The organism is Planococcus soli (assembly GCF_016881065.1).
Taxonomy (GTDB): Bacteria; Bacillota; Bacilli; order Bacillales_A; family Planococcaceae; genus Planococcus; species Planococcus soli.
In genome coordinates this window covers 141,988-163,435 of sequence record NZ_WXYN01000012.1, presented here as the reverse complement: position 1 = coordinate 163,435, position 21,448 = coordinate 141,988, and the positions used below count along the sequence as shown (strand labels likewise).

Below are 21,448 nucleotides of genomic sequence, written 5' to 3'. Positions count from 1 at the left end.
GAGGAGCAGCTATGATAGCCATCGATTTTATGGACGAAACAGAAAGCCTGAACGAACAGGAACTGGATTTTGTCCAAAAAATACTGGAACACGCAGCAAAAGAAGAAGGCCTGGGAGATTCTGAAGTATCGGTGACATTTGTCACCAATGAAATGATTCGTGATATCAACCGCGAATACCGCGGCAAAGATCAGCCGACTGATGTTATTTCGTTTGCTATGGAGGAACTGGGTGAAGGAGAGACGGCCATCATCGGTTCCCCGGAGCCGCGCATGCTCGGAGACATCATCATTTCGTTGGACCGGACAAAAGAGCAGGCAGCTGATTACGGCCATTCGTTCGAACGGGAACTGGGATTTCTGGCCATTCACGGCTTTCTGCATTTGCTGGGTTATGACCACATGACAGAGGAAGATGAAAAGAAAATGTTTTCCCGCCAAGAGGAAATTTTGGCCTCACTCGGCATAACCCGTGACAATCATGGCGGCGCGTAGGTTTTTACGTTCATTTCAGTTTGCGGCCCAAGGCATAGGTACTGCGCTAAAACGCGAACAGAACATCCGCTTCCATGTAACGGCGGCAGTTGTGGTGGTGCTTGCAGGATTTTTGACAGGTTTGTCATATATGGAATGGCTGATAGTAATCCTGCTGATCGGTGGCATGATTGGATTGGAAATGGTCAATTCTGCCATCGAGCGTGTCGTTGACCTGGCGACTTCTGAACTGCATCCGCTTGCCAAACAGGCCAAAGACATGGCGGCAGGCGCTGTTTTGGTATTTGCCGCGGCAAGTGCTATAATTGGATTACTGATATTTCTACCCAAATGGCTATAAATTCGCAGAGGTGATAAACATGGAAAAAGAACAATTGATGGAGCAAGCGATCGCGGCACGCAGCAATGCATATGTGCCTTATTCAAAATTCCCTGTTGGTGCAGCATTGCTGACAGCTGACGGAAAAGTATACTTGGGCTGCAATATCGAAAATGCAGGCTATTCTATGACAAATTGTGCAGAACGCACAGCCATCTTTAAAGCGGTGTCTGAAGGCGATAAAACCTTTACGGCACTCGCAGTGTCTGCAGACACGCCGGGCCCTGTATCGCCCTGTGGTGCGTGTAGACAAGTATTGGCTGAGTTCTGCTCGCCGGATATGCCGGTTTACTTAACAAACTTAAAAGGTGACGTCCAGGAAACGACTATCAGTGAATTGCTTCCTGGCGCATTTTCAACGGAGGATTTAAAATATGCAGCAAGAGAATAACGGCTTCAAATCCGGATTTATTTCCATCATCGGCCGTCCAAATGTCGGCAAATCCACATTCCTTAACCGGGTTGTGGGGCAGAAAATTGCCATTATGAGTGATAAACCCCAAACTACACGCAATAAAGTTCAGGGTGTTGTGACGACTAATGAAAGCCAAATGATTTTCATTGATACACCAGGCATCAACGAACCGCGCCACAAATTAGGCGACTTCATGTTGAAAGTGGCAAAAAACACCTTCCGTGAAGTGGATGTGCTGTTGTTTGTTGCTAGCGGCATTGAGCGTGTCGGCAAAGAAGACCGCTATGTGCTTGAAATGCTGAAAGGCATCGATGTGCCGGTATTTCTGGTCATCAACAAGATTGATCAAGTGCATCCGGATAATTTGCCGAAAATCATTGAATCCTACCGCAAAGAGTTTGATTTTGCTGAAGCGATTCCAATTTCAGCGTTGGAAGGCAATAATGTCGAAACTTTATTGGCTAAAATCAACGAGCGGCTTCCAGAAGGGCCGCAATATTACCCGGCTGACCAAATTACAGATCACCCGGAGCGTTTTATCATTTCCGAGTTGATCCGTGAAAAGGCTTTGCATTTAACGCGCGAAGAAATTCCGCATTCAATTGCCGTGGTTATTGAAAAAATTGCACCGGATTCTGAAAACAAAGACATGATCCGGGTTCAGGCAATCATTATGGTTGAACGCGATTCCCAAAAAGGCATTGTCATCGGGAAAAAAGGTATATTGCTAAAACAAATAGGAACGCGTGCACGCCAAGATATCGAAAATCTTCTTGGTTCAAAAGTGTATTTGGAACTTTGGGTCAAAGTGCAAAAAGATTGGCGCAACAAAGCGATGCATTTACGTGATTTCGGCTTCAGAGAAGACGAATACTAAGGAGTCCTTCCCATGCAAAGTCAGGTAGAGGGAATTGTCATTCGTACGATGCCATATGGCGAGACAAATAAGATTGTCACTTTGTTTACGAGAGAAGCAGGAAAAATCACCTGCATGGCAAGAGGGGCGAAAAAGCCGGCAAGCCGGCTGGCCGCAATCACCCAAGTGTTTACCCATGGCAGTTTTTCCATCTACAAAGGAAGAGGCATGGGCACATTGCAGGCAGGTGATCCGCTGGAATCGCTGCGGCATATTCGGGAAGACATCATGTCGACCGCTTATGCCAGTTACGTCACCGAATTGATCGACCGGCTGACGGAGCAGGATGAGCCCCAGCCGGTCATCTACGATATGCTTTACCAGGCACTTCATGCCATTGATGAAGGCTATGATCCAGAAGCGATCACTTTGTTTGTCGAGTGGAAGATGCTGCAGGCGGCAGGCCTTGCGCCAACGCTGCATCAATGCGCCAACTGCGGAGCTACTGAAGGAGAATTTGCTTTTTCGTTTCAGGAACTGGGCTTTCTTTGCCACCGCTGCTTCCATATCGACCGCTACATTATTCGTTTAAGCCCGGCTTTAGTTAAGCTGATCCGCACCTTCTATTTTGTGCCGATTGAGCGCGTCGGCTCTTTGACCTTGAAAAAGGAATCCAAGACCTTGCTGAAACAAATCGTCCGCACAATCTACGAAGAAAAGGCGGGTATCCGCTTAAAGTCCAGGAAATTCCTCGAACAATTGGAGCGGACGCCTGAATTTTTGCCTAAAAAAGAAGAGTTGCCGAAAGACGAATAGTCTTTTGGCAACTCTTTTTTTTTGCTTTTAGTTGAAAAGAAATAGAGAAATTTTTCCAGATGAACGAAACAGCATATTATGCCCTTCATTGCCTTTTGCTCTTTCTATTCCAAGTCATGAAGGTTATCAGATTAAAATTTTTCCGATAGCAAATGATTGATTTAATGGATAATCCAATTTTATTAAATGATATGGAGCAAAACAACGGAGACTCCCGCGGGAACAGCGCAGCGACCTAAGAAAAATCCACTCGGGCAATAGCCCGAGTTAGTTCAGCGCAAGCCCGCAGGAAAGCGGAGTTGTTTTGCGGAGTATCATGTTGAAAGATTAGAATTGAATATGCTTCTCAACATACGCCTGCACTTCAGCGATCGGCATGCGTGTCTGCTCCATGGAATCGCGGTGGCGTACGGTTACCTGGCCATCTTCGACAGAATCAAAGTCGTAAGTGATGCAGAACGGCGTACCGATTTCATCCTGGCGGCGGTAGCGTTTACCGATGGATTGGGATTCGTCGTAATCCACCATGAAATGCTTGGCCAAGTCAGCAAATACGCCGGTTGCGCCTTCTGCCAATTTCTTGGACAGCGGCAAAACAGCTGCTTTATAAGGAGCCAAAGCGGGATGGAATCTTAATACTGTACGTTTGTCGTCATTTTCAAGTTCTTCTTCGCTGTAAGCATCTACAAGGAAAGCCAATGTCACGCGGTCAGCTCCAAGAGACGGTTCGATGCAATAAGGTACAAAACGTTCGTTGGTTGCTGGATCGATGTAATTGAAATCTTCTCCAGAATGCTCCATATGGCGCTTCAGGTCAAAGTCGGTGCGGTCTGCAATGCCCCAAAGTTCGCCCCAACCAAATGGGAATTTGTATTCGATATCAACAGTTGCATTCGAATAGTGGGAAAGTTCGTCCTGGTCATGTTCGCGCAGGCGCATATTGCTTTCAGCCATATTCAAATCCAACAGCCATTTTTTACAGAAGTCGCGCCAGTATGCGTACCATTCCAAATCTTCACCGGGTTTGCAGAAAAACTCAAGCTCCATTTGTTCAAACTCACGCGTCCGGAAAGTAAAGTTGCCGGGTGTGATTTCATTGCGGAAGCTTTTGCCGATCTGGGCAATCCCGAAAGGCATTTTTTTGCGCATTGAACGCTGGACGTTCTTATAGTTGACGAAAATCCCTTGAGCCGTTTCAGGGCGAAGGAAAATCTCATTTGTTGAAGCTTCAGTGACACCTTGGAAAGTTTTGAACATTAAATTGAACTGGCGGATATCCGTGAAGTCCTGCTTCCCGCAAGTCGGGCATTTTACTTCGTGTTCTTGGATCAGTTCTGCCATGCGTTCGAACGACAAGCCGTCGACGATCAATTCAATGCCTTTTGCATCCAATGCATCTTCGATCAATTTGTCTGCACGGTGGCGCGTTTTGCAGCTTTTGCAGTCGATCATCGGGTCATTGAAGTTGCCGACATGCCCTGAAGCGACCCACGTTTTAGGGTTCATTAGGATGGCTGCGTCCAATCCGACGTTATAAGGGGACTCCTGGACGAATTTTTTCCACCATGCTTTTTTAATATTGTTTTTCAGTTCGACACCAAGTGGACCGTAATCCCATGTGTTTGCCAAACCGCCGTAAATTTCAGAGCCCGGGAATACAAATCCTCTGTGTTTCGCTAACGCTACTACATCTTCCATTGACATAAAATTACCTCCATAAAATAAAAAAATCGCACCGGTCCCCGGACATGTCAACATGTCCGAGGACGAGTACGTTAAGACCCGCGGTTCCACCTCGATTGACTGCAAAATGCAGTCCGCTTAAAATAAAAAATGGCTCTGGATCGCCTTTTCCTGTAGTTGCAGGCTTACACCATCCCTGCTCGCTTTTGTGTACAGTACTTATCTATCCGTCATTGCCTGTGTTAAGTTCCTACACATTGTATCACGGCAATGTTTTCTTCGCAATATCGCGTTAATTAGTATATAATAATTAGTATTGAGTATCACATATATATATTTTGAGGCGGTGAGTCCAATCGAACTCAATAAACGGCAAGAGGAAATTCTTCAAATCGTTAAAGGCAATGGTCCGATTACCGGTGAACAGATAGCGGATCGCTTGAACTTAACAAGATCAACGTTACGACCTGATTTAGCCATCCTGACAATGGCAGGCTTTCTAGATGCCCGTCCGCGTGTTGGCTATTTTTATTCGGGGAAAAAACCGGGGCAGGACGTCACTGATACGATGAACAACATGAAGGTCAAGGATTTTCAGTCGATTCCGGTTGTCGTCAGGGATGATGTCAGCGTATACGACGCCATCAGCCAGATGTTCCTTGATGATGTCGGCACGCTTTTTGTCGTGGACAAAAAATCATATCTCGCGGGTGTGCTGTCGAGAAAAGATTTATTGCGTGCAAGTTTGGGCAGCCAGAATTTAGCCGCTATTCCTGTACATATCATTATGACGCGCATGCCGAACATTACCTATTGCGCAAAAAACGAATCGTTGATCCAGGCAGCGCATCGCCTGATCAATCAGCAAATCGATGCCCTGCCAGTGGTGGAAGAACAGCCGGATGGCTTCAAAGTCGTCGGCAGATTAACAAAAACGAATATTACTCGTGCGTTTTTATCGTTATCGGAAAACCACGATTTGTGAGGTGCCAACTATGAATTCACTCCGCTTGTTCATTGTCTCCGATTCCGTCGGAGAAACAGGGGAACTGGTCGCAAAAGCGGCGATCAGCCAATACTTGAATGCAGATCAAAATGCAGTCCTCAAACGGTTTCCGTATATCGACTCAATCGATCACCTGCAGGAAATCGTCAAATTGGCTGTCGCGCAAAAAGCTTTTATCGTCTATACCTTAGTTTCCCAGGAACTGCGGGACTATATGCAGTCTGAAACAAAAAAATTCTACGTTACAGCGGTTGATTTGATGGGGCCGTTGCTGGATGCACTGGAAAAAGAGCTGGATGCTCCGCCGCTGCAGGAAGCGGGCCTTGTCCGCAAACTGGACGATGATTATTTTAAAAAAGTAGAAGCGATTGAATTTGCCGTCAAATACGACGACGGACGGGATCCGCGCGGCATTCTGATGGCCGACATTGTCCTGGTCGGAATTTCAAGAACGTCTAAGACACCGCTGTCTCAATACTTGGCGCATAAGCGGCTGAAAGTCGCCAACGTTCCACTAGTCCCTGAAGTGGACCCGCCGGACGAACTGTATCATGTGGATCCAAACAAATGCTTTGGTCTGGTAATCTCACCGGATAAACTGAATAACATCCGCAAAGAACGGTTGATTGCCCTCGGCTTGAACGATGATGCCAATTATGCAAAAATCGACCGCATTCACGAGGAAATCAGCCACTTCCATAAAGTGGTGGACCGCATTGGCTGCGAGATTGTTGATGTGACAAATCGGGCAGTTGAAGAAACCGCTAACCTGATCCTAAGCAAACTTCAAAAATAAATTCAGGAAAACCCCCTGCATAGGCGGTTTTTCTTTCTTTTTGGTAGATTTTTTGATATAAACGTTTTATAATGAAGAATTGTGGCTAAAGCTTACTATTGGATAAAATAGTTTGCTTTATCTTTTTGTCGAAAAATGAAGGATTTTGTCTTTCAATCACGAATAAAGTAAGTTAAGCAAACAAAGATGGTGAGAAAATGTCCAATCGAGTTCCTGAAGAAGTGATTGAAAAGATCCGTTCCAGCACAGATATTGTGGATGTCGTCGGTGAGTATGTCCAGTTAACAAAGAGGGGCCGCAATTGGTTCGGCCTTTGCCCTTTCCACGGAGAAAGCACACCATCTTTTTCTGTCACTGCCGACAAGCAGATTTTTCATTGCTTTGGCTGTGGAGCCGGTGGCAATGTCATCACGTTTTTGATGGATATTGAAAATTTAACCTTTCAGGAAGCCTTGTCTAGATTGGGAAACCGTTCAGGCATTGAGGTTGATATACAGAGCCCTGCGGAATCCGGTCCGGTGCAATCAAAAAGCGATCATCAACTAATCCTGATGCACGAGTTTGCTGCAGATATGTACCACCATATTCTACTGAATACTGAGGAAGGCCAAGTGGCATTGGACTATTTGGAAAATAGGGGCTTTACACGGGAAATGATCGAAAAAAATAAAATTGGCTGGTCGCTCCCGGAATGGAATTACATGGCTTCTGCGCTCAAGCGAAAAGGCTTTAGCGAAGAAGAGCTGGAATCGAGCGGATTGGCGATTCCCCGTGAGCAGTCAAGTGGCTATTTTGATCGATTCCGCGGTAGAATCATGTTTCCAATCATGAACGAAAACGGCAAAGTCATTGCCTTTTCGGGAAGGGTCCTTGAGCACACCAAACAGGAAGCCAAATATATGAACAGCCCGGAATCTCCGATTTTCCAAAAAAGCCAAGTGCTTTATAATGTGCATCATGCCAGAAGCGCCATACGCAAAAATCGGAAAATCATTTTGTTTGAAGGGTTTATGGATGTTATCGCAGCGGGTAAAGCAGGAGTTGACAATGCTTTAGCTACTATGGGCACATCACTCACTTCCCAGCACATTCGGCAAATGAAACGCTTTGCCCAGGAAGTGGTAATTTGTTTTGACGGTGATGATGCAGGCTGGGAAGCTGCCAAAAGAGCAGCCATTTCCTTGAACGAAGATAATTTCAAAGTGGAAGTAGCTGTTCTGCCAGGCAAAATGGACCCGGATGATTATGTCCGTGAAAACGGAGCTGCAGCTTTCAAAGAGCAGATAATCGGCAAGCCGCACGCTTTTATAGCATTTGCGATGATGCATGCCCGGAGGCACAAGAATTTCCAGTACGAAAACGATCTGCTCCAATATATTCAGGAAGTGCTGCAACTATTAGCCGGTAGATCCTCGCCCTTAGAGCGGGATTTATATATAAAGCAATTATCAGAGGAAACCGGATTATCTCAAGAAGCGATCCTACAGCATTATCGGAAATTGGAAAATAAGACGATTGAACGAAATCGACCCGAACCACCTGCAGTAAAGACGGTTAAAAAAGAGCCGAAACGAATCACTTCACTGCACCGGGCGGAACGAACGCTGCTGGCACATGCACTGGCAGACCCATCCGTTATGGATAAGTTGGCAGGCGAAGACAGCGGCATTCCGTTTGTCAGTGAGGAATTCCAGGCGCTGTACGTTCAGCTGCTCGGTTTCTACGAGGAATGGGACAAAGCTGATTTTCATAAATTTCTGGAAACCCTGCAAGACGCTGAACTCCGCAAACTTGTCATGGAAACGGCATTGTCCGAACGAGATCCGGAACATGCAGATGAAGAAATTTCCGATTGTTTAAAGCATCTGCAAAAACACCGGATCGAGCAGCAAATCAATCTAAAAATCCAGCAATCAAAAGAAGCGGAAAAACAGCATGACTTAAAGCGCGCTTTACTTCTTGCACAAGAAGTGATTGCTTTACGGAAATCATTGTAAGTTAATTCCGGTTTTTTTAAAGGAGGAAGTCACATGGCCGAGAAATCTGAACGCCAAACTGAAGTTGAAGCAAGCAATGTACCATTGACTACTGAAGGTCCGGAAGCAACTGTCGAAGAAGCGAAAAAACAGCTGATCGAAACAGGTAAAAAAACCGGAGAGCTCAATTACGAACAAATTGCTGACAAATTAGCGGTTTTCGAAATGGAATCCGATGCAGTAGAAGAGTTTATCGACCAACTGGAAGGCCACGGCATCGAATTGGAACGGAAATCCGACGACGAGGAACATTTGGACCGTCTAATGAAACCGACCGAAGATAAATTCGATTTGAATGATCTAAGCGTGCCACCGGGCGTCAAAATCAATGATCCGGTCCGCATGTATCTGAAAGAAATTGGACGCGTCGATTTGCTGAAAGCGGAAGAAGAAGTCCGTTTGGCAAAATTGATCGAACAAGGTGATGAAGAGGCGAAAAAACGCCTTGCAGAAGCCAACCTGCGTTTAGTTGTCAGTATTGCCAAGCGCTATGTCGGACGCGGTATGCTCTTCCTGGATCTGATCCAGGAAGGGAATATGGGCTTGATCAAAGCAGTTGAAAAGTTTGATTACTCTAAAGGATTCAAGTTCAGCACTTATGCCACATGGTGGATTCGCCAGGCCATTACACGCGCCATCGCGGACCAGGCCCGTACAATCCGCATCCCGGTTCATATGGTTGAAACCATCAACAAACTGATCCGTGTACAGCGCCAATTGCTTCAGGACCTTGGCCGTGAGCCTTCTCCGGAAGAAATCGGAGAAGAAATGGACCTGCTTCCTGAAAAAGTCCGTGAAATCCTGAAAATTGCTCAAGAGCCGGTTTCACTGGAAACACCGATCGGCGAAGAAGACGATTCGCATTTAGGCGACTTTATCGAGGATTCAGATGCTCAATCTCCATCTGACCATGCTGCTTATGAATTGTTAAAAGAACAATTGGAAGATGTTTTGGATACATTGACTGACCGTGAAGAAAACGTGCTGCGTCTTCGTTTCGGCTTAGATGATGGCCGTACGCGGACGTTGGAAGAAGTCGGGAAAGTATTTGGGGTCACGCGGGAGCGGATTCGCCAAATTGAAGCGAAAGCTTTGCGCAAACTGCGCCACCCTTCACGCAGCAAACGCTTGAAAGATTTTCTTGAATAAGTCTGCTTGTTAAGCCGCTTTCCAGATTTTTTGGAAAGCGGCTTTTTTATATGGTTTAAAGGAATTCGGGTTAAAGCTTGAGTTTGACTTAATTTTCCCTATATAATGAAAAGTGTAAGCGTATTCATTACAAAGGGGATGTACACAAATGGATTTCGATTTGACACAAGAACAGCAGATGATCAAAAAGACCATGAAAGAATTTGCCGACAAGGTGGTGGCACCTGGTGCCATTGACCGAGACCGCTCGAAAGAGTTTCCGACAGAAATCTTCAAACAGCTGTCCAACATGGGGATGATGGGCTTGCCGTTTGATGAAAAATACGGTGGGGCCGGAGCAGACACCACCAGTTTTGCGATTGTGACAGAAGAGTTAAGCCGTGCCTGTGCGTCCACAGGAATCACATATTCTGCACATATTTCTCTTGGCGGCGCGCCGCTGAATTTATTTGGAACAGAAGAACAGAAAGAAAAATACTTGACGCCGATTTGCACCGGCGATTCTTTTGGTGCTTTCGGATTGACAGAACCCAATGCAGGTTCGGATGCTGGAGGCACGGAAACCCGTGCGGTTGAAGATGGCGACGACTGGGTCATCAACGGCTCAAAAGTTTATATCACCAACGCCAGCCATGCCAAGCATTTGGCGATTACGGCCATTACCGGGATGAACAACGGCAAAAAAGAAATCAGTGCCATCATTGTGCCGACCGATGCTGAAGGTTTCACCATCATTGATAACTACGAGAAAATGGGGCTGCATTCCTCCAATACGACGGAATTGGTTCTTGAAAATGTAAGGGTGCCAAAGGAAAACCTGTTAGGCGTCCGTGGAGAGGGCTTTAAACAGTTCCTGGTGACATTAGACGGCGGACGCATCGGCATTGCAGCTATGGCTGTAGGCATCGCGCAGGCGGCATTTAACAAAGCCTTGGCTTATTCAAAAGAACGCAAGCAGTTTGGCAAGCCATTATCCGAATTCCAGATCACCCAGTTTAAGCTGGCCGACATGGCGATGAAAATTGAACTGGCCCGCAACATGGTCTATAAAGCAGCTTGGCTGAAGGACCAGGGAAGGCCGTTTACAAAAGAAGCTTCTATGGCAAAATTGTATGCTTCCGAGATTTCGATGGAAGTGGCGGATGAAGCGATCCAGATTCACGGGGGCTATGGCTACATGAAGGAATACGAAGTTGAACGCTATATGCGCGATGCGAAATTACTGGAAATCGGTGAAGGCACTTCCGAAATTCAACGCATGGTTATAGCACGCCAAATCGGCTGCTAAAGAAACCGTAGGCGGCCCTGCAAACTGCAGGGTTTTTCTGATAGCGGGCCATTTGCTTTCCAAAAAGATTTTGTGAAATAAGTTTTATGGGGAATGATAGAGGGAACTTGACTATAGCTAGACCTAATGACAATTAAATTACCGTTTTTGTCACAAACAAGGAAAAGTTATCTGTTAAGACTTTTCGTTTCATTGATAATACAGTACAATAATGAATGATACGAATAATATCATCTAGCAGAACTTAGTAGAGGGAGGGTTAACGGATGCAAAAAAATGCAATTGTACCTTATATCTTAATCATGGCGTTCGGTATTGGTCTAATTTTCTTCTTATCAGTACAAGGAGTTAGTGACGAAGCTGAAATCGCAGAAGAACAAGCAGCAGAAGAAGGCGGCGGAGAAGAAGCGGCTGAAGGTGAAGAAGGCGGAGAAGAAGCAGCAGCTGGTGATTTCGATCCTGAAGCACACGCACAGGCAAACTGTATTTCTTGCCACGGTTCAAGCTATGAAGGCGGAGTCGGTCCATCTTTGATTGGCACTGAGCTTCCACAAGAAGACATCGAAGAAATTTTGATCAACGGTAAAGGCACGATGCCAGGCGGGCTTGTTCCAGAAGAGAACGTAGCAGCAATGGCTGAGTGGGTACTATCACTCGAATAGCATCTAAAAACCCTTAGTTCTTCTGGAGCTAAGGGTTTTTCTGTCAAATTAGGAGGATCCGAATGAATGCTCAACAATTATCACATCGGCTGACAAGAGTCGCTCATCACGTGCCTAAAGGCGCGGTTGTAGCAGATATTGGCAGTGACCATGCATATTTGCCATGTTATCTCGTATTGAATGGCGTAGTGGATAAAGCCGTCGCGGGGGAAGTTGTTAAAGGTCCTTTTGAATCGGCCCAAAAACAGGTTCAGCAGGAAGGGTTGGCCGGACAGATCCATGTCCGCCTTGCAAGCGGACTTGATGCCATCCATCCGGAAGACCATATAACGGCAATTACGATAGCGGGCATGGGTGGCCCATTGATTTGTTCTATTTTAGAGCAGGGCAAAGAACAGTTGGCTGGAGTGGAACGGTTGATTTTGCAGCCGAATGTCCATTCCAAATCCATCCGTGATTGGGCATCCGCAAACAACTGGACCATCACCGAGGAAGAAATTTTAAAGGAAAATGAAAAAATCTACGAAATTTTGGTGCTTGAAAAAGTCCAATCGACCGTCTTGTGGACACAGCAGCAATTATTGATGGGTCCAGAGCTGCTGAAAGATCAAACACCGATTTTTCAGGAAAAATGGCGGCGTGAGAGTGATCAATGGAAAAAAATTGTCGCTTCTATGGAATCCACTGCCCAAACAGAGGAAATCATTGAAAAAAAACAGGAACTTGTTGAAAAAATACAGTTAGTAGAAGAGGTGCTGCAGCATGAAAATCCCTAATGGCCAGGAAATTATCTCGGAGTTCGAGAAATGGTCGCCAAAATATTTGGCGATGGAAGGCGATCCGATCGGTTTGCATGTAGGCACATTGAATAAAAAAATCGATCGGGTTCTCGTTACCCTGGACGTCAATGAAGAAGTGGTTGACGAAGCGATAACCAAAGGCGCGGGATTGATCATTGCACATCATCCGCCGATTTTCCGTCCCTTGAAAAATCTGCAAACGGATTTTCCGCAGGGAAGTTTGATGGAAAAGCTGATTAAAGCTGATATTGCTGTCTATGCTGCGCACACCAATTTGGATGTGGCAAGCGGCGGGGTCAACGATTTGTTGGCAGATGCACTCGGAATAAAGAATACCAGTGTGCTGGTTCCGACATATGAAGCGGAACTGGTGAAAATCGCTGTATTTGTTCCAGAAAGCCATGAAGATGCAATCCGGGAAGCGTTTGGCAAAGCGGGGGCCGGTGCCATCGGTGATTACGAATATTGCAGTTATACGTTGTCGGGCACCGGCCGTTTCCAGCCAACAGCTGAAGCTGACCCATATATCGGCAAAGCTGGAAAAATGGAAGTGACGGCCGAATCGAAAGTGGAAGTGGTCGTCCGCAAAAATGAAAAAGACCGTGTCATCAAAGCGATGCTTGCGGCACATCCATATGAAGAAGTGGCATATGACGTTTTTACATTGGAAAACAAAGAAGTTGCGATGGGGTTGGGCCGTGTCGGAACGCTTGAAACTCCGATGACATTAGAGGAATTCGCGGCTTGGGCAAAACAGCAGCTCGATGTTCCCGCTCTTCGTCTAGTCGGTGATCCGAATGACATCATAAAAAAAGTAGCTGTTCTTGGCGGCGATGGCAATAAATACATCCATCAGGCAAAACGCGCCGGCGCAGATGTCTATGTAACAGGCGATATGTATTTTCACGTTGCACAGGATGCGCAGGCAATAGGACTGAATATTATCGATCCAGGGCATCATGTAGAAAAAGTGATGATCCAGGGCGTCGTGGAACATATGTCGAAGCAGCAGCCAAACTGGCAATGCGAATTTTTGCCGTCAAAAACCAATACAGAACCTTTCCGGTTCGTTTAAAAAGAAGAGGCCGCGGCCTCTTCTTTTTGTTTTATTAATGATTTTTAATGAAAAACACTTACTTGCGCCTCCCTCTTTAAAAGCAATGGAGTTCAATTAATCCTTCCAGAAAGCTATCATCAAAGCCCACAAAAATTGGCAGACGTTTGTAATGCGTTTGGGCGCGTTTACGAATGTGAACTTTTCGTTAAAGAAGTTACAGGCCGGATTTTTTCTCGTAAATGTGAAACATTGCGTGAGCATACCAGGAATGGAACCACCAGCTTTTCATGCTTAATCTACTTAAAACTTTAATGGGATAGTAGTTTCAGGTTTTATTAAGATAAGTGCACCCTCAAATCCTTGCTTATATTTTATTTTGGAAAATTACAGTTGATCTCTTACACAATAAAATATAAAAAATTAGTAGCAAAGATACAGTTTTAAATGTTAAAATTGAGAAAATAAGACTATTTTTAGTATTGTGAATAGAAAGCCTATTAAAGAAAATGGAGAAGCAGGGAGTGATTATTGAGTAGCGGACTTCAAAAATTAGGATAAAAAATGAATGGAAGAAATCGATCGACCGTTTATTCAAGGTGTCAAAAGAATTTAACTAGAAGTATTTACAGTATCTAACAATATTTATGGAGAGTGGGTATAGGATGAAAGCGATTCGTTCTGTTTTGGAATTTTTAGAGGAAAACGGTGTTAAGTATGTGTTCGGGATACCTGCAGGTTCGGTCAATGCTTTTTATGATCAACTATACGATTTTCCTGAAATCACGCCAATTGTCACAAAACACGAAGGAGCTGCCTCTTATATGGCGGCTTCCTATGCGAAATATTCGCAGAAGCTAAGTGTCTGTATCGGCAGCAGTGGACCGGGCGGCACTAACTTGGTGACAGGAGCTGCTAATGCGATGCGGGAACACTTGCCCATTCTATTTTTGACCGGGGCAGTTCCGGTCAGTACGATGGGATTGAATGCTTCTCAAGAGCTTGATGCTCAGGCAATCTTTCAATCTGTGACAAAGTATAGTGTAACTGTGCTGGATTCAGCTGATTTATTGGGTGAGATTTTAAAAGCAACTAAAATTGCACTCTCGGGAGTACCAGGCCCTGTACATGTCGCCATGCCAATTGATGTGCAAATGAGAGATGTTGGAGAAGTGTCCATACCGGCGCTGGAAATCGAGCGGCATCCACTTGTTGATCCAGCAATTGTAAAACAGACAGCCGACCATTTGATGCAAAAGAAAAATGGGATCATTTTCGCTGGGCAAGGGGTTCGCAATTCGGTAGCTCAAGTAATAGAGCTTGCGGAATTGCTCCAATGGCCAATCGTCGCGACACCTGTTGCTAAAGGTCTTTTCCGGGAAGATCACCCGCTATTTGCTGGAGTTTTTGGATTTGCCGGAAAAGAACAGACATCTTTGTTAGTGAATGAAGGAGATGCGGAGACGCTGCTGGTCCTCGGATCGAGTCTAGGTGAGACCGCGACAAGTAATTACAACCCGAACCTGGCGAAAGGCCGATTTGTGATTCAAGTTGACTTTGATCCAACAGTATTTAACCGAAAGTATCCGGTCGACATTCCAATGCTTGGCGATATGTCAGATAGTTTACAGGCGCTAAATGAAGAACTCAAAACAAGAGGGCTGAAGCGACCGCCAAATATGAAGTTGATCGAACCAGAATCAGCGCCTGAAACAGTCGAGGTATATAATACAAGGAATGTCTTGCGGAAATTGCAGGAATTCTTGCCTTCTTCTACCCGTTATACCATTGATATAGGAGAGTTTATGGCCTATGTTATTCATGACATGGAAGTGTTGGAAGAAGATACATTTGATATCAATGTGCATTTTGGAGCAATGGGGAGCGGGCTAAGCGCAGCAATTGGCTCTAAACTCGCTGAACCTGATCGACCTGTAGTGGCAATAACGGGAGATGGCTGCTTTTTTATGCATGGAATGGAAATCTTAACGGCTAAAGAATATAATTTGCCTATTTTGTTTATCGTCATGAATAATGCACGTTTGGGGATGGTGTACCAAGGACATACATTGCAATACAAACGCTCCCACCCATCTTTCGAACAAGAGCCAGTCAATATTGCGGCAATGGCTGCAGCCATGAATATCCCGAGTTTTCGTGTGGAAACCTTGGAAGATATATCTCAAAACGCGCTTGCTGCATTAACGAACTTAAACGGCCCTGCAATCTTAGAAGTAGCATTAGTCGATAACAGCATTCCGCCGATGGGAGACAGAGTTAAATTCTTATCTTCTTTTGGCAAATAGAAAGAACAAAAGCCGTTCTTTGAACTGTTTGATCTAAGCCAAATTTAAGGAATAGTTTCTTCACTGATTTTATAGCAGGTAAATTTCTTAATTCGAAAATATAGGACATAAAAGAAGGCTGCCGCCAAAAGTCAGGAAACTAACTTTTGGGGCAGCCTTCTTTTTATTCACCTACAGGATACGGCTCGATGCGTTCCGATGGTTTTGGGTGCTTGATTTTTGGAAGAATCTTGTTGAGCGGCACAGACCGTGTCAATGCATGTGTGCTTGGATCTGCCGGGTCAAAAAGATCCAGAAACTTCATGACTTCTTTGACGATTGGCGTCGGTGTAGAAGCGCCTGCAGTAATACCGACTGTTTCAACGCCTTCCAGCCATTCCAGCCTCAATTCGGACAAATCGGAAATGCGGTATGCAGGAGTGCCTGCAATGTCTTGGGAAACCTGGGCCAAGCGATTGGAGTTATTGCTCATCGGATCTCCGATGACGATCAATAAATCCGCTTCTCCGGCTTGCTGAGCGACAGCTTCCTGGCGAACTTGAGTTGCCAGGCAAATTTCCTTGTGGACTTCAGAATGCGGGAACTTTTCCTTCAGCCGTTTCATCATGTCCACAACATCCCATTGGCTCATCGTGGTTTGGTTGGTGACGATGATCTTGTCAGAATCCAGTTCCAAACGGTTGACGTCTTCAACAGTTTCCACTAGATGGACCATATGCGGGGCAACGCCGATTGCGCCCTCCGGCTCCGGATGGCCGCTTTTGCCGATATAGACGATCTGATAGCCGTCAGCTGTTTTTTCACGAATCAAATCGTGTGTCACGGTGACGTCCGGGCAAGTTGCATCAATTGAAACAAGTCCTTTGCGCTTTGCCAGCTCGCGTACTTGCGGAGAAACGCCGTGTGCCGTGAAAATAACGGTGCCGGTTTCCACTTTCTCCAAAATTTCAAGGCGGTTGGTGCCGTCCAATGTGATAATGCCGTCCTGTTCAAATGCATCTGTTACATGTTTATTGTGGACAATCATTCCTAGTATATAAATGGGACGTGGCAATGTTTCATCCATTGCAGCGTTTTTCGCGATGACCATGGCATCGACCACTCCGTAGCAATATCCTCTTGGCGATATTTTCATAACCTTCATCAAGTACCGCGCTCCTTTCAAAATCATACACTTATTATAACGGAGACGGCGCATGTTTACAAAAGTTGCATCGCGTAAAGGCATTATTTTATGCTATAATGTCTAGAGCGTAAGGAGGGAATTCTATCCCATGACAAAATTCAACGAATATCCATTCAAACCCTTCCTATTGGAAGCGGTAGAAAAACTCGGGTTTACAGAACCGACACCGATCCAAAAGGAAATGATGCCCCATATATTGAAAGGCTCAAGTGCGATTGGCCAATCCCATACAGGGACTGGTAAAACGCATAGTTTCATTATCCCGATCGTAGAACGCATCGACGTCAGCAAACAGGAAGTGCAGGCGGTAATCGCAGCACCGACGCGTGAACTTGGAACGCAGATCTTCAATGAGTTGCAAAAACTGGTTGTCGGATCCGGCATTGAAGTGAAATCGTTTATCGGTGGAACAGACAAGCAACGTTCAATCAACAAATTGAAAACACAGCCGCATATCGTCATCGGTACACCTGGACGCCTGAAAGATTTGGTAAAAGAAAATGCCCTATTGGTACACACAGGGAAAATTCTTGTAGTGGATGAAGCCGACTTGGCTTTTGACCTTGGCTTTATCGAAGAAATCGATCAGGTAGCCGGAAAAATGCAGGACAAACTGGAAATGTATGTTTTTTCAGCAACCATTCCAGAAAAATTAAAACCGTTCCTGAAAAAATACATGGAGTCACCAGTTCACGTGAAAATTGGGGACAAGCGTCCGACTGCAGATGGCCTCGACTTTTACCTAGTGCCTGTCCGCAGCAAAAAGAAAATGGAGCGCCTGCAGGATGTCATGAAAGTCATCAATCCTTATTTGGCAATCATTTTCGTCAATACCCGCACCAACGCCGATTATGTAGCAGACCAATTGGCAAGAGAGGGCATCCGGGTTGGCCGTGTACATGGTGACTTGGCTCCGCGTGAGCGCGTCAAAATGATGCGCCAGATCCGCGACTTGGAATATCAATACATCGTAGCGACAGATCTTGCCGCACGCGGAATTGATATTCAAGGCGTCAGCCACGTCATCAACTACGAATTGCCGGAAGACCTGGAATTCTTTATTCACCGCGTTGGCCGTACGGCTCGCGCAGGAATGAAAGGTGTAGCCATCACATTGTTCAAGCCGGAAGACGATGACGCCATTGTCCGCATTGAAAAAATGGGCATTCCTTTCCAGCAAAAAGATATCGTTAAAGGCGAGTTTGTGGATTTGAAAGAACGCCACAGCCGGACGACGCGGACAAGAAAAGTGAACGAAGCGGACGCGAAAGCGAAAACAATGGTTCACAAGCCAAAAGCGGTAAAACCGATGTACAAAAAGAAAATGAAGTGGAAAATGGACGAAATCAAAAAAATGGAACGACGCAAAAATCGCAAAAAGTAAGGAGATAGTTTCATGCTATTAGGATCTCACGTATCAATGAGCGGCAAAGGGATGCTGCTTGCAGCAAGTGAAGAAGCCGCTTCCTACGGAGCGTCGACTTTCATGATCTATACCGGTGCCCCTCAAAATACGCGCCGTAAGCCGATTGAAGAGTTGAATATTGAGGCGGGGCTTGCTCATATGGCTGCCAATAATTTAACGAATATTGTCGTCCATGCGCCATATATCATCAATTTAGGGAATACCCAAAAGCCCGAAACTTTCGCGCATGGCGTGGAATTTCTCCAAAAAGAAATTGAGCGGACAGCAGCACTGGGAGCAAGGCAAATCGTTCTGCATCCCGGAGCCCATGTCGGAGCCGGAGCAGAGGCAGGCATTGCCAAAATCATCGAAGGCTTGAATGAAGTATTGACGCAGGATCATCCCGTCAATATCGCACTTGAGACGATGGCTGGCAAAGGGACGGAATGTGGACGCAGTTTTGAAGAAATCGCCGCAATCATCAACGGCGTAACTCACAACGAGCGTCTGTCCGTTTGTTTTGATACTTGCCATACGCATGACGCAGGCTACAACATCAAAGAGGATTTTGATGGAGTGTTGGAAGAATTCGACCGAATTGTCGGCATCGAGCGCCTCCAAGTGCTGCACATCAATGACAGCAAAAATGTTCGCGGAGCGGGCAAAGACCGCCACGAAAACATCGGCTTTGGTGAAATCGGCTTTGAGGCTTTGAATGGCATCGTCCATCACCGGGATCTTATGCACGTACCAAAAATTCTCGAGACGCCCTATGTTGGACTGGATGCTAAAAACAAAAAACCGCCTTATGCATTCGAAATCGAAATGTTCAAAGCGGGCATCTTTTCACCAGGCGCCATTGAAGACTTGAAATCGCCACTATAGGATTAGGATGTTAAAGTTGAAGACGGACCCAGTTTTATGGGACTGCCTTCAGCTTTTTATTTTTTATTTCTCAACAATTTGAGAACACCCTGCAAACCAGAAAGTTATTTAAGCTCAATCTGTTTACATTACCGGTGAACTCTACTATACTTTCTTAAGGTAAATCGTAATCATTATTATTAGAAAAGAGGCGGCACAATGGTCGCGCCATTAATTGACATTAAAGACATCAGTTTTGAATATGAACAAACAAAAGCGCTCGATAACATTTCCATGAAAGTGGAAGAAGGCGATTTTTTGGCGATTTTAGGTCCGAACGGTTCCGGTAAATCCACTTTGCTGAAAATCATGCTGGGGCTTATTAAGCCAAGCAAAGGGAAAATCGAACTTTTCGGTGTGGACGCAAAAAACTTCAAAAATCGCGAGTGGATCGGCTATGTGTCCCAGAAGTCCAATTCCTTCAATTCAGGATTCCCTGCAACTGTGGAAGAAGTTGTAGCAGGGGGACTGGCAAAAAAAACCGGTTTGTTCCATCGCCTGCCAAAATCTGCACACCAAGAAGTGGCAGAAGCGCTTGAAGCGGTCGGCATGCAGGACTTCATGGGCCGCAGCGTCAGTGAGCTGTCAGGCGGCCAGCAGCAACGCATTTTCATCGCCCGTGCACTGGTGGCAAAACCGAAAGTCCTGATTCTGGATGAACCGACTGTCGGGGTGGATCACCAGAATGTCCAGGCATTTTATGACATGCTGGCTTCGCTGAACCGCGACAAAAATATTACGCTGGTGCTGGTGACGCACGATGTGGATACCGTGACAGACCGGATCACGCATGTCGCCTGTTTAAACCAGACCATTCATTTCCACGGATTTAAAGAGCAGCTTCACACGATGAGCGACGAACAGCGCGAAGCGTGGTACGGCCATTCTGTCCGGAAAATTCACCATATCGGGGGAAGCCATGCATGATTGAAGCTATTTTATCTTATGAATTTTTACAAAATGCTTTTGCGGCTGGTTTGATCATCGGGGTCATCGCGCCGCTGCTCGGTGTATTTATCGTTGTCCGCAGGCTTTCCCTCATTGCGGATGCATTGAGCCATGTCACGCTTGCCGGAATTGCCGGAAGCCTGTATTTGAGCCAGAGTGTAGCGTCATTGGCACTTTTAAACCCGCTGTTTCTCGGTATTGCGGCTTCCGTTGCGGGTTCAGTGCTGATTGAACGGTTGAGAAGCCTGTATAAGCATTACGAGGAACTTGCGATTCCCATCATTTTGTCAGCCGGCATCGGATTTGGTGCGATTTTCATTTCGCTGGCACAAGGATTCTCCAATGACTTGTTCGGCTATTTATTCGGCTCTGTGTCAGCAGTCAGCAGACAAGACTTATTGATTGTAGCTGGGATTGCCGTCGTCGTATTGGCGTTTATTTATTTTTTCTTCAAGGAATTGTTCGTCTTATCGTTTGACGATGAGTATGCACGGGCTTCCGGGTTGCCTGCAAAGTGGATTCATTTTATGTTCATGATTGTCACGGCACTGGTCATTGCCGGTTCGATGCGCATCGTCGGCATCCTTCTGGTGTCATCATTGATGACGATTCCGGTTGCAACCGCTATGCGGGTAACAAAAAGTTTTAAGCAAACCATTATTCTATCAATCATTTTCGGTGAAGTTTCCGTCATCACCGGCCTTGTTACTGCTTTTTATTTTGATTTGGCACCGGGCGGCACAATTGTTGTTACGTCCATTTTCCTGTTGCTTCTGGTCATTGCCTATAAAAAAATCATGGTTTCACTTAAAAAAGGAGCGATCGCATGAATTTAACCAATGCATGGACTATCCTGAAAGACAACGGCTATAAAGAAACTTCAAAACGCAACCAGATTCTGGAGTTGTTTTCCAATGATGAACGCTATTTGACGGCAAGAGATTTGCTGGATGTCATGCAGAAGGATTATCCGAGCATGAGCTATGACACGGTATACCGTAATCTGGCGACATTCGTATCGCTGGGCATTCTGGAAGAAACCGAGCTGTCGGGCGAACGCCACTTCCGGATGCAATGCGAAAGCGATCACCATCATCATCATTTTATCTGCATGGACTGCGGCAAAATAAAAGAAATTCCGGTTTGCCCGATGGATATGCTGGGAGCTGCGTTGCCGGCATATGAAATTGCCAACCACAAGTTTGAAATATACGGGAAATGCCCCGAATGCAAATAAAAGCGAGA

General features: G+C 45.7%; 21 protein-coding genes. 19 read left to right on the top strand and 2 right to left on the bottom strand.

Annotated elements, in window-relative coordinates:
- Positions 1 to 11 precede the first annotated feature (11 nt).
- The 5 genes from ybeY to recO are packed head-to-tail and all read left to right on the top strand — an operon-like array spanning position 12 to position 2,960.
- Positions 12 to 494, top strand: a complete 483-nt coding sequence (gene ybeY, locus GJB59_RS06305; RefSeq protein WP_142827792.1) for an rRNA maturation RNase YbeY — start codon at positions 12 to 14, stop codon at positions 492 to 494.
- On the top strand, positions 481 to 834 hold the full coding sequence (locus tag GJB59_RS06300; protein WP_142827793.1) for a diacylglycerol kinase family protein: 354 nt from the start codon (positions 481 to 483) through the stop codon (positions 832 to 834). Before ybeY ends, GJB59_RS06300 begins: the two co-directional genes overlap by 14 nt.
- Before the next feature lie 19 nt (positions 835 to 853).
- The gene (locus GJB59_RS06295; protein ID WP_142827794.1) at positions 854 to 1,264 is read left to right on the top strand and encodes a cytidine deaminase; all 411 of its coding nucleotides are present in this window, start codon (positions 854 to 856) and stop codon (positions 1,262 to 1,264) included.
- Positions 1,248 to 2,165, top strand: coding sequence for a GTPase Era (gene era, locus GJB59_RS06290; RefSeq protein ID WP_142827795.1), 918 nt, complete (start codon positions 1,248 to 1,250; stop codon positions 2,163 to 2,165). The genes GJB59_RS06295 and era overlap by 17 nt, the downstream gene beginning before the upstream one ends.
- Positions 2,166 to 2,177: 12 nt before the next feature.
- Complete coding sequence (recO, locus tag GJB59_RS06285; RefSeq protein WP_142827796.1) at positions 2,178 to 2,960, top strand: DNA repair protein RecO; 783 nt, start codon at positions 2,178 to 2,180, stop codon at positions 2,958 to 2,960.
- A 327-nt stretch (positions 2,961 to 3,287) separates the two neighbouring features.
- Here recO and GJB59_RS06280 read toward each other — a convergent pair whose 3' ends face one another.
- A complete protein-coding gene (locus GJB59_RS06280; protein ID WP_142827797.1) occupies positions 3,288 to 4,664 on the bottom strand; it encodes a glycine--tRNA ligase in 1,377 nt (458 codons plus the stop codon).
- 325 nt (positions 4,665 to 4,989) lie between these two features.
- Here GJB59_RS06280 and ccpN point away from each other — a divergent pair, with 325 nt between their 5' ends.
- The 9 genes from ccpN (at position 4,990) to GJB59_RS06235 (ending at position 15,740) form a co-directional block, all read left to right on the top strand.
- The gene (gene ccpN, locus GJB59_RS06275; protein ID WP_142827798.1) at positions 4,990 to 5,628 is read left to right on the top strand and encodes a transcriptional regulator CcpN; all 639 of its coding nucleotides are present in this window, start codon (positions 4,990 to 4,992) and stop codon (positions 5,626 to 5,628) included.
- 10 nt (positions 5,629 to 5,638) lie between these two features.
- A complete protein-coding gene (locus tag GJB59_RS06270; RefSeq protein ID WP_142827799.1) occupies positions 5,639 to 6,445 on the top strand; it encodes a pyruvate, water dikinase regulatory protein in 807 nt (268 codons plus the stop codon).
- A gap of 197 nt (positions 6,446 to 6,642) precedes the next feature.
- Positions 6,643 to 8,442: a DNA primase gene (dnaG, locus tag GJB59_RS06265; RefSeq protein ID WP_142827800.1), complete on the top strand. Its 1,800-nt coding sequence runs from the start codon at positions 6,643 to 6,645 to the stop codon at positions 8,440 to 8,442.
- Between the two features lie 33 nt (positions 8,443 to 8,475).
- On the top strand, positions 8,476 to 9,630 hold the full coding sequence (gene rpoD, locus GJB59_RS06260; protein ID WP_142827801.1) for an RNA polymerase sigma factor RpoD: 1,155 nt from the start codon (positions 8,476 to 8,478) through the stop codon (positions 9,628 to 9,630).
- A gap of 148 nt (positions 9,631 to 9,778) precedes the next feature.
- Positions 9,779 to 10,918, top strand: coding sequence for an acyl-CoA dehydrogenase (locus GJB59_RS06255; RefSeq protein WP_142827802.1), 1,140 nt, complete (start codon positions 9,779 to 9,781; stop codon positions 10,916 to 10,918).
- Positions 10,919 to 11,184: 266 nt separating this feature from the next.
- Positions 11,185 to 11,580, top strand: coding sequence for a cytochrome c550 (gene cccA / locus GJB59_RS06250; protein ID WP_142827803.1), 396 nt, complete (start codon positions 11,185 to 11,187; stop codon positions 11,578 to 11,580).
- Positions 11,581 to 11,642: 62 nt separating this feature from the next.
- Positions 11,643 to 12,356 carry a tRNA (adenine(22)-N(1))-methyltransferase gene (locus tag GJB59_RS06245; protein WP_142827804.1) on the top strand — a complete coding sequence of 238 codons (714 nt, stop codon included), beginning with the start codon at positions 11,643 to 11,645 and terminating at the stop codon, positions 12,354 to 12,356.
- Positions 12,343 to 13,455 (top strand): Nif3-like dinuclear metal center hexameric protein, encoded by a 1,113-nt coding sequence (locus GJB59_RS06240; RefSeq protein ID WP_142827805.1) that lies wholly within the window; start codon positions 12,343 to 12,345, stop codon positions 13,453 to 13,455. Before GJB59_RS06245 ends, GJB59_RS06240 begins: the two co-directional genes overlap by 14 nt.
- Before the next feature lie 644 nt (positions 13,456 to 14,099).
- Positions 14,100 to 15,740: a thiamine pyrophosphate-binding protein gene (locus GJB59_RS06235; RefSeq protein WP_142827806.1), complete on the top strand. Its 1,641-nt coding sequence runs from the start codon at positions 14,100 to 14,102 to the stop codon at positions 15,738 to 15,740.
- Between the two features lie 163 nt (positions 15,741 to 15,903).
- Here GJB59_RS06235 and GJB59_RS06230 read toward each other — a convergent pair whose 3' ends face one another.
- Positions 15,904 to 16,884: a 4-hydroxy-3-methylbut-2-enyl diphosphate reductase gene (locus GJB59_RS06230; RefSeq protein ID WP_142827807.1), complete on the bottom strand. Its 981-nt coding sequence runs from the start codon at positions 16,882 to 16,884 to the stop codon at positions 15,904 to 15,906.
- Between the two features lie 130 nt (positions 16,885 to 17,014).
- On the opposite strand from GJB59_RS06230, the gene GJB59_RS06225 reads away from it, so the two are divergent.
- The 5 genes from GJB59_RS06225 to GJB59_RS06205 all read left to right on the top strand — a co-directional run bounded on the left by GJB59_RS06225 (position 17,015) and on the right by GJB59_RS06205 (position 21,440).
- Positions 17,015 to 18,310: a DEAD/DEAH box helicase gene (locus GJB59_RS06225; protein WP_142827808.1), complete on the top strand. Its 1,296-nt coding sequence runs from the start codon at positions 17,015 to 17,017 to the stop codon at positions 18,308 to 18,310.
- Positions 18,311 to 18,322: 12 nt separating this feature from the next.
- Entirely contained in the window at positions 18,323 to 19,216 is an 894-nt protein-coding gene (locus GJB59_RS06220) for a deoxyribonuclease IV (protein ID WP_142827809.1), read from the top strand.
- A gap of 198 nt (positions 19,217 to 19,414) precedes the next feature.
- Positions 19,415 to 20,182, top strand: coding sequence for a metal ABC transporter ATP-binding protein (locus GJB59_RS06215; protein ID WP_142827810.1), 768 nt, complete (start codon positions 19,415 to 19,417; stop codon positions 20,180 to 20,182).
- Positions 20,179 to 21,033 carry a metal ABC transporter permease gene (locus GJB59_RS06210; RefSeq protein WP_142827811.1) on the top strand — a complete coding sequence of 285 codons (855 nt, stop codon included), beginning with the start codon at positions 20,179 to 20,181 and terminating at the stop codon, positions 21,031 to 21,033. Before GJB59_RS06215 ends, GJB59_RS06210 begins: the two co-directional genes overlap by 4 nt.
- Positions 21,030 to 21,440, top strand: a complete 411-nt coding sequence (locus GJB59_RS06205; RefSeq protein ID WP_142827812.1) for a Fur family transcriptional regulator — start codon at positions 21,030 to 21,032, stop codon at positions 21,438 to 21,440. Before GJB59_RS06210 ends, GJB59_RS06205 begins: the two co-directional genes overlap by 4 nt.
- Positions 21,441 to 21,448 lie beyond the last annotated feature (8 nt).

Excerpts from the sequence above, each read along its gene's own strand:
- ybeY (WP_142827792.1), top strand. The coding sequence starts at position 12 with ATGATAGCCATCGATTTTATGGACGAAACAGAAAGCCTGAACGAACAG.
- GJB59_RS06300 (WP_142827793.1), top strand. The coding sequence starts at position 481 with ATGGCGGCGCGTAGGTTTTTACGTTCATTTCAGTTTGCGGCCCAAGGC.
- GJB59_RS06295 (WP_142827794.1), top strand. The coding sequence starts at position 854 with ATGGAAAAAGAACAATTGATGGAGCAAGCGATCGCGGCACGCAGCAAT.
- era (WP_142827795.1), top strand. The coding sequence starts at position 1,248 with ATGCAGCAAGAGAATAACGGCTTCAAATCCGGATTTATTTCCATCATC.
- recO (WP_142827796.1), top strand. The coding sequence starts at position 2,178 with ATGCAAAGTCAGGTAGAGGGAATTGTCATTCGTACGATGCCATATGGC.
- GJB59_RS06280 (WP_142827797.1), bottom strand. The coding sequence starts at position 4,664 with ATGTCAATGGAAGATGTAGTAGCGTTAGCGAAACACAGAGGATTTGTA.
- GJB59_RS06270 (WP_142827799.1), top strand. The coding sequence starts at position 5,639 with ATGAATTCACTCCGCTTGTTCATTGTCTCCGATTCCGTCGGAGAAACA.
- dnaG (WP_142827800.1), top strand. The coding sequence starts at position 6,643 with ATGTCCAATCGAGTTCCTGAAGAAGTGATTGAAAAGATCCGTTCCAGC.
- rpoD (WP_142827801.1), top strand. The coding sequence starts at position 8,476 with ATGGCCGAGAAATCTGAACGCCAAACTGAAGTTGAAGCAAGCAATGTA.
- GJB59_RS06255 (WP_142827802.1), top strand. The coding sequence starts at position 9,779 with ATGGATTTCGATTTGACACAAGAACAGCAGATGATCAAAAAGACCATG.
- cccA (WP_142827803.1), top strand. The coding sequence starts at position 11,185 with ATGCAAAAAAATGCAATTGTACCTTATATCTTAATCATGGCGTTCGGT.
- GJB59_RS06245 (WP_142827804.1), top strand. The coding sequence starts at position 11,643 with ATGAATGCTCAACAATTATCACATCGGCTGACAAGAGTCGCTCATCAC.
- GJB59_RS06240 (WP_142827805.1), top strand. The coding sequence starts at position 12,343 with ATGAAAATCCCTAATGGCCAGGAAATTATCTCGGAGTTCGAGAAATGG.
- GJB59_RS06235 (WP_142827806.1), top strand. The coding sequence starts at position 14,100 with ATGAAAGCGATTCGTTCTGTTTTGGAATTTTTAGAGGAAAACGGTGTT.
- GJB59_RS06230 (WP_142827807.1), bottom strand. The coding sequence starts at position 16,884 with ATGAAGGTTATGAAAATATCGCCAAGAGGATATTGCTACGGAGTGGTC.
- GJB59_RS06225 (WP_142827808.1), top strand. The coding sequence starts at position 17,015 with ATGACAAAATTCAACGAATATCCATTCAAACCCTTCCTATTGGAAGCG.
- GJB59_RS06220 (WP_142827809.1), top strand. The coding sequence starts at position 18,323 with ATGCTATTAGGATCTCACGTATCAATGAGCGGCAAAGGGATGCTGCTT.
- GJB59_RS06215 (WP_142827810.1), top strand. The coding sequence starts at position 19,415 with ATGGTCGCGCCATTAATTGACATTAAAGACATCAGTTTTGAATATGAA.
- GJB59_RS06210 (WP_142827811.1), top strand. The coding sequence starts at position 20,179 with ATGATTGAAGCTATTTTATCTTATGAATTTTTACAAAATGCTTTTGCG.
- GJB59_RS06205 (WP_142827812.1), top strand. The coding sequence starts at position 21,030 with ATGAATTTAACCAATGCATGGACTATCCTGAAAGACAACGGCTATAAA.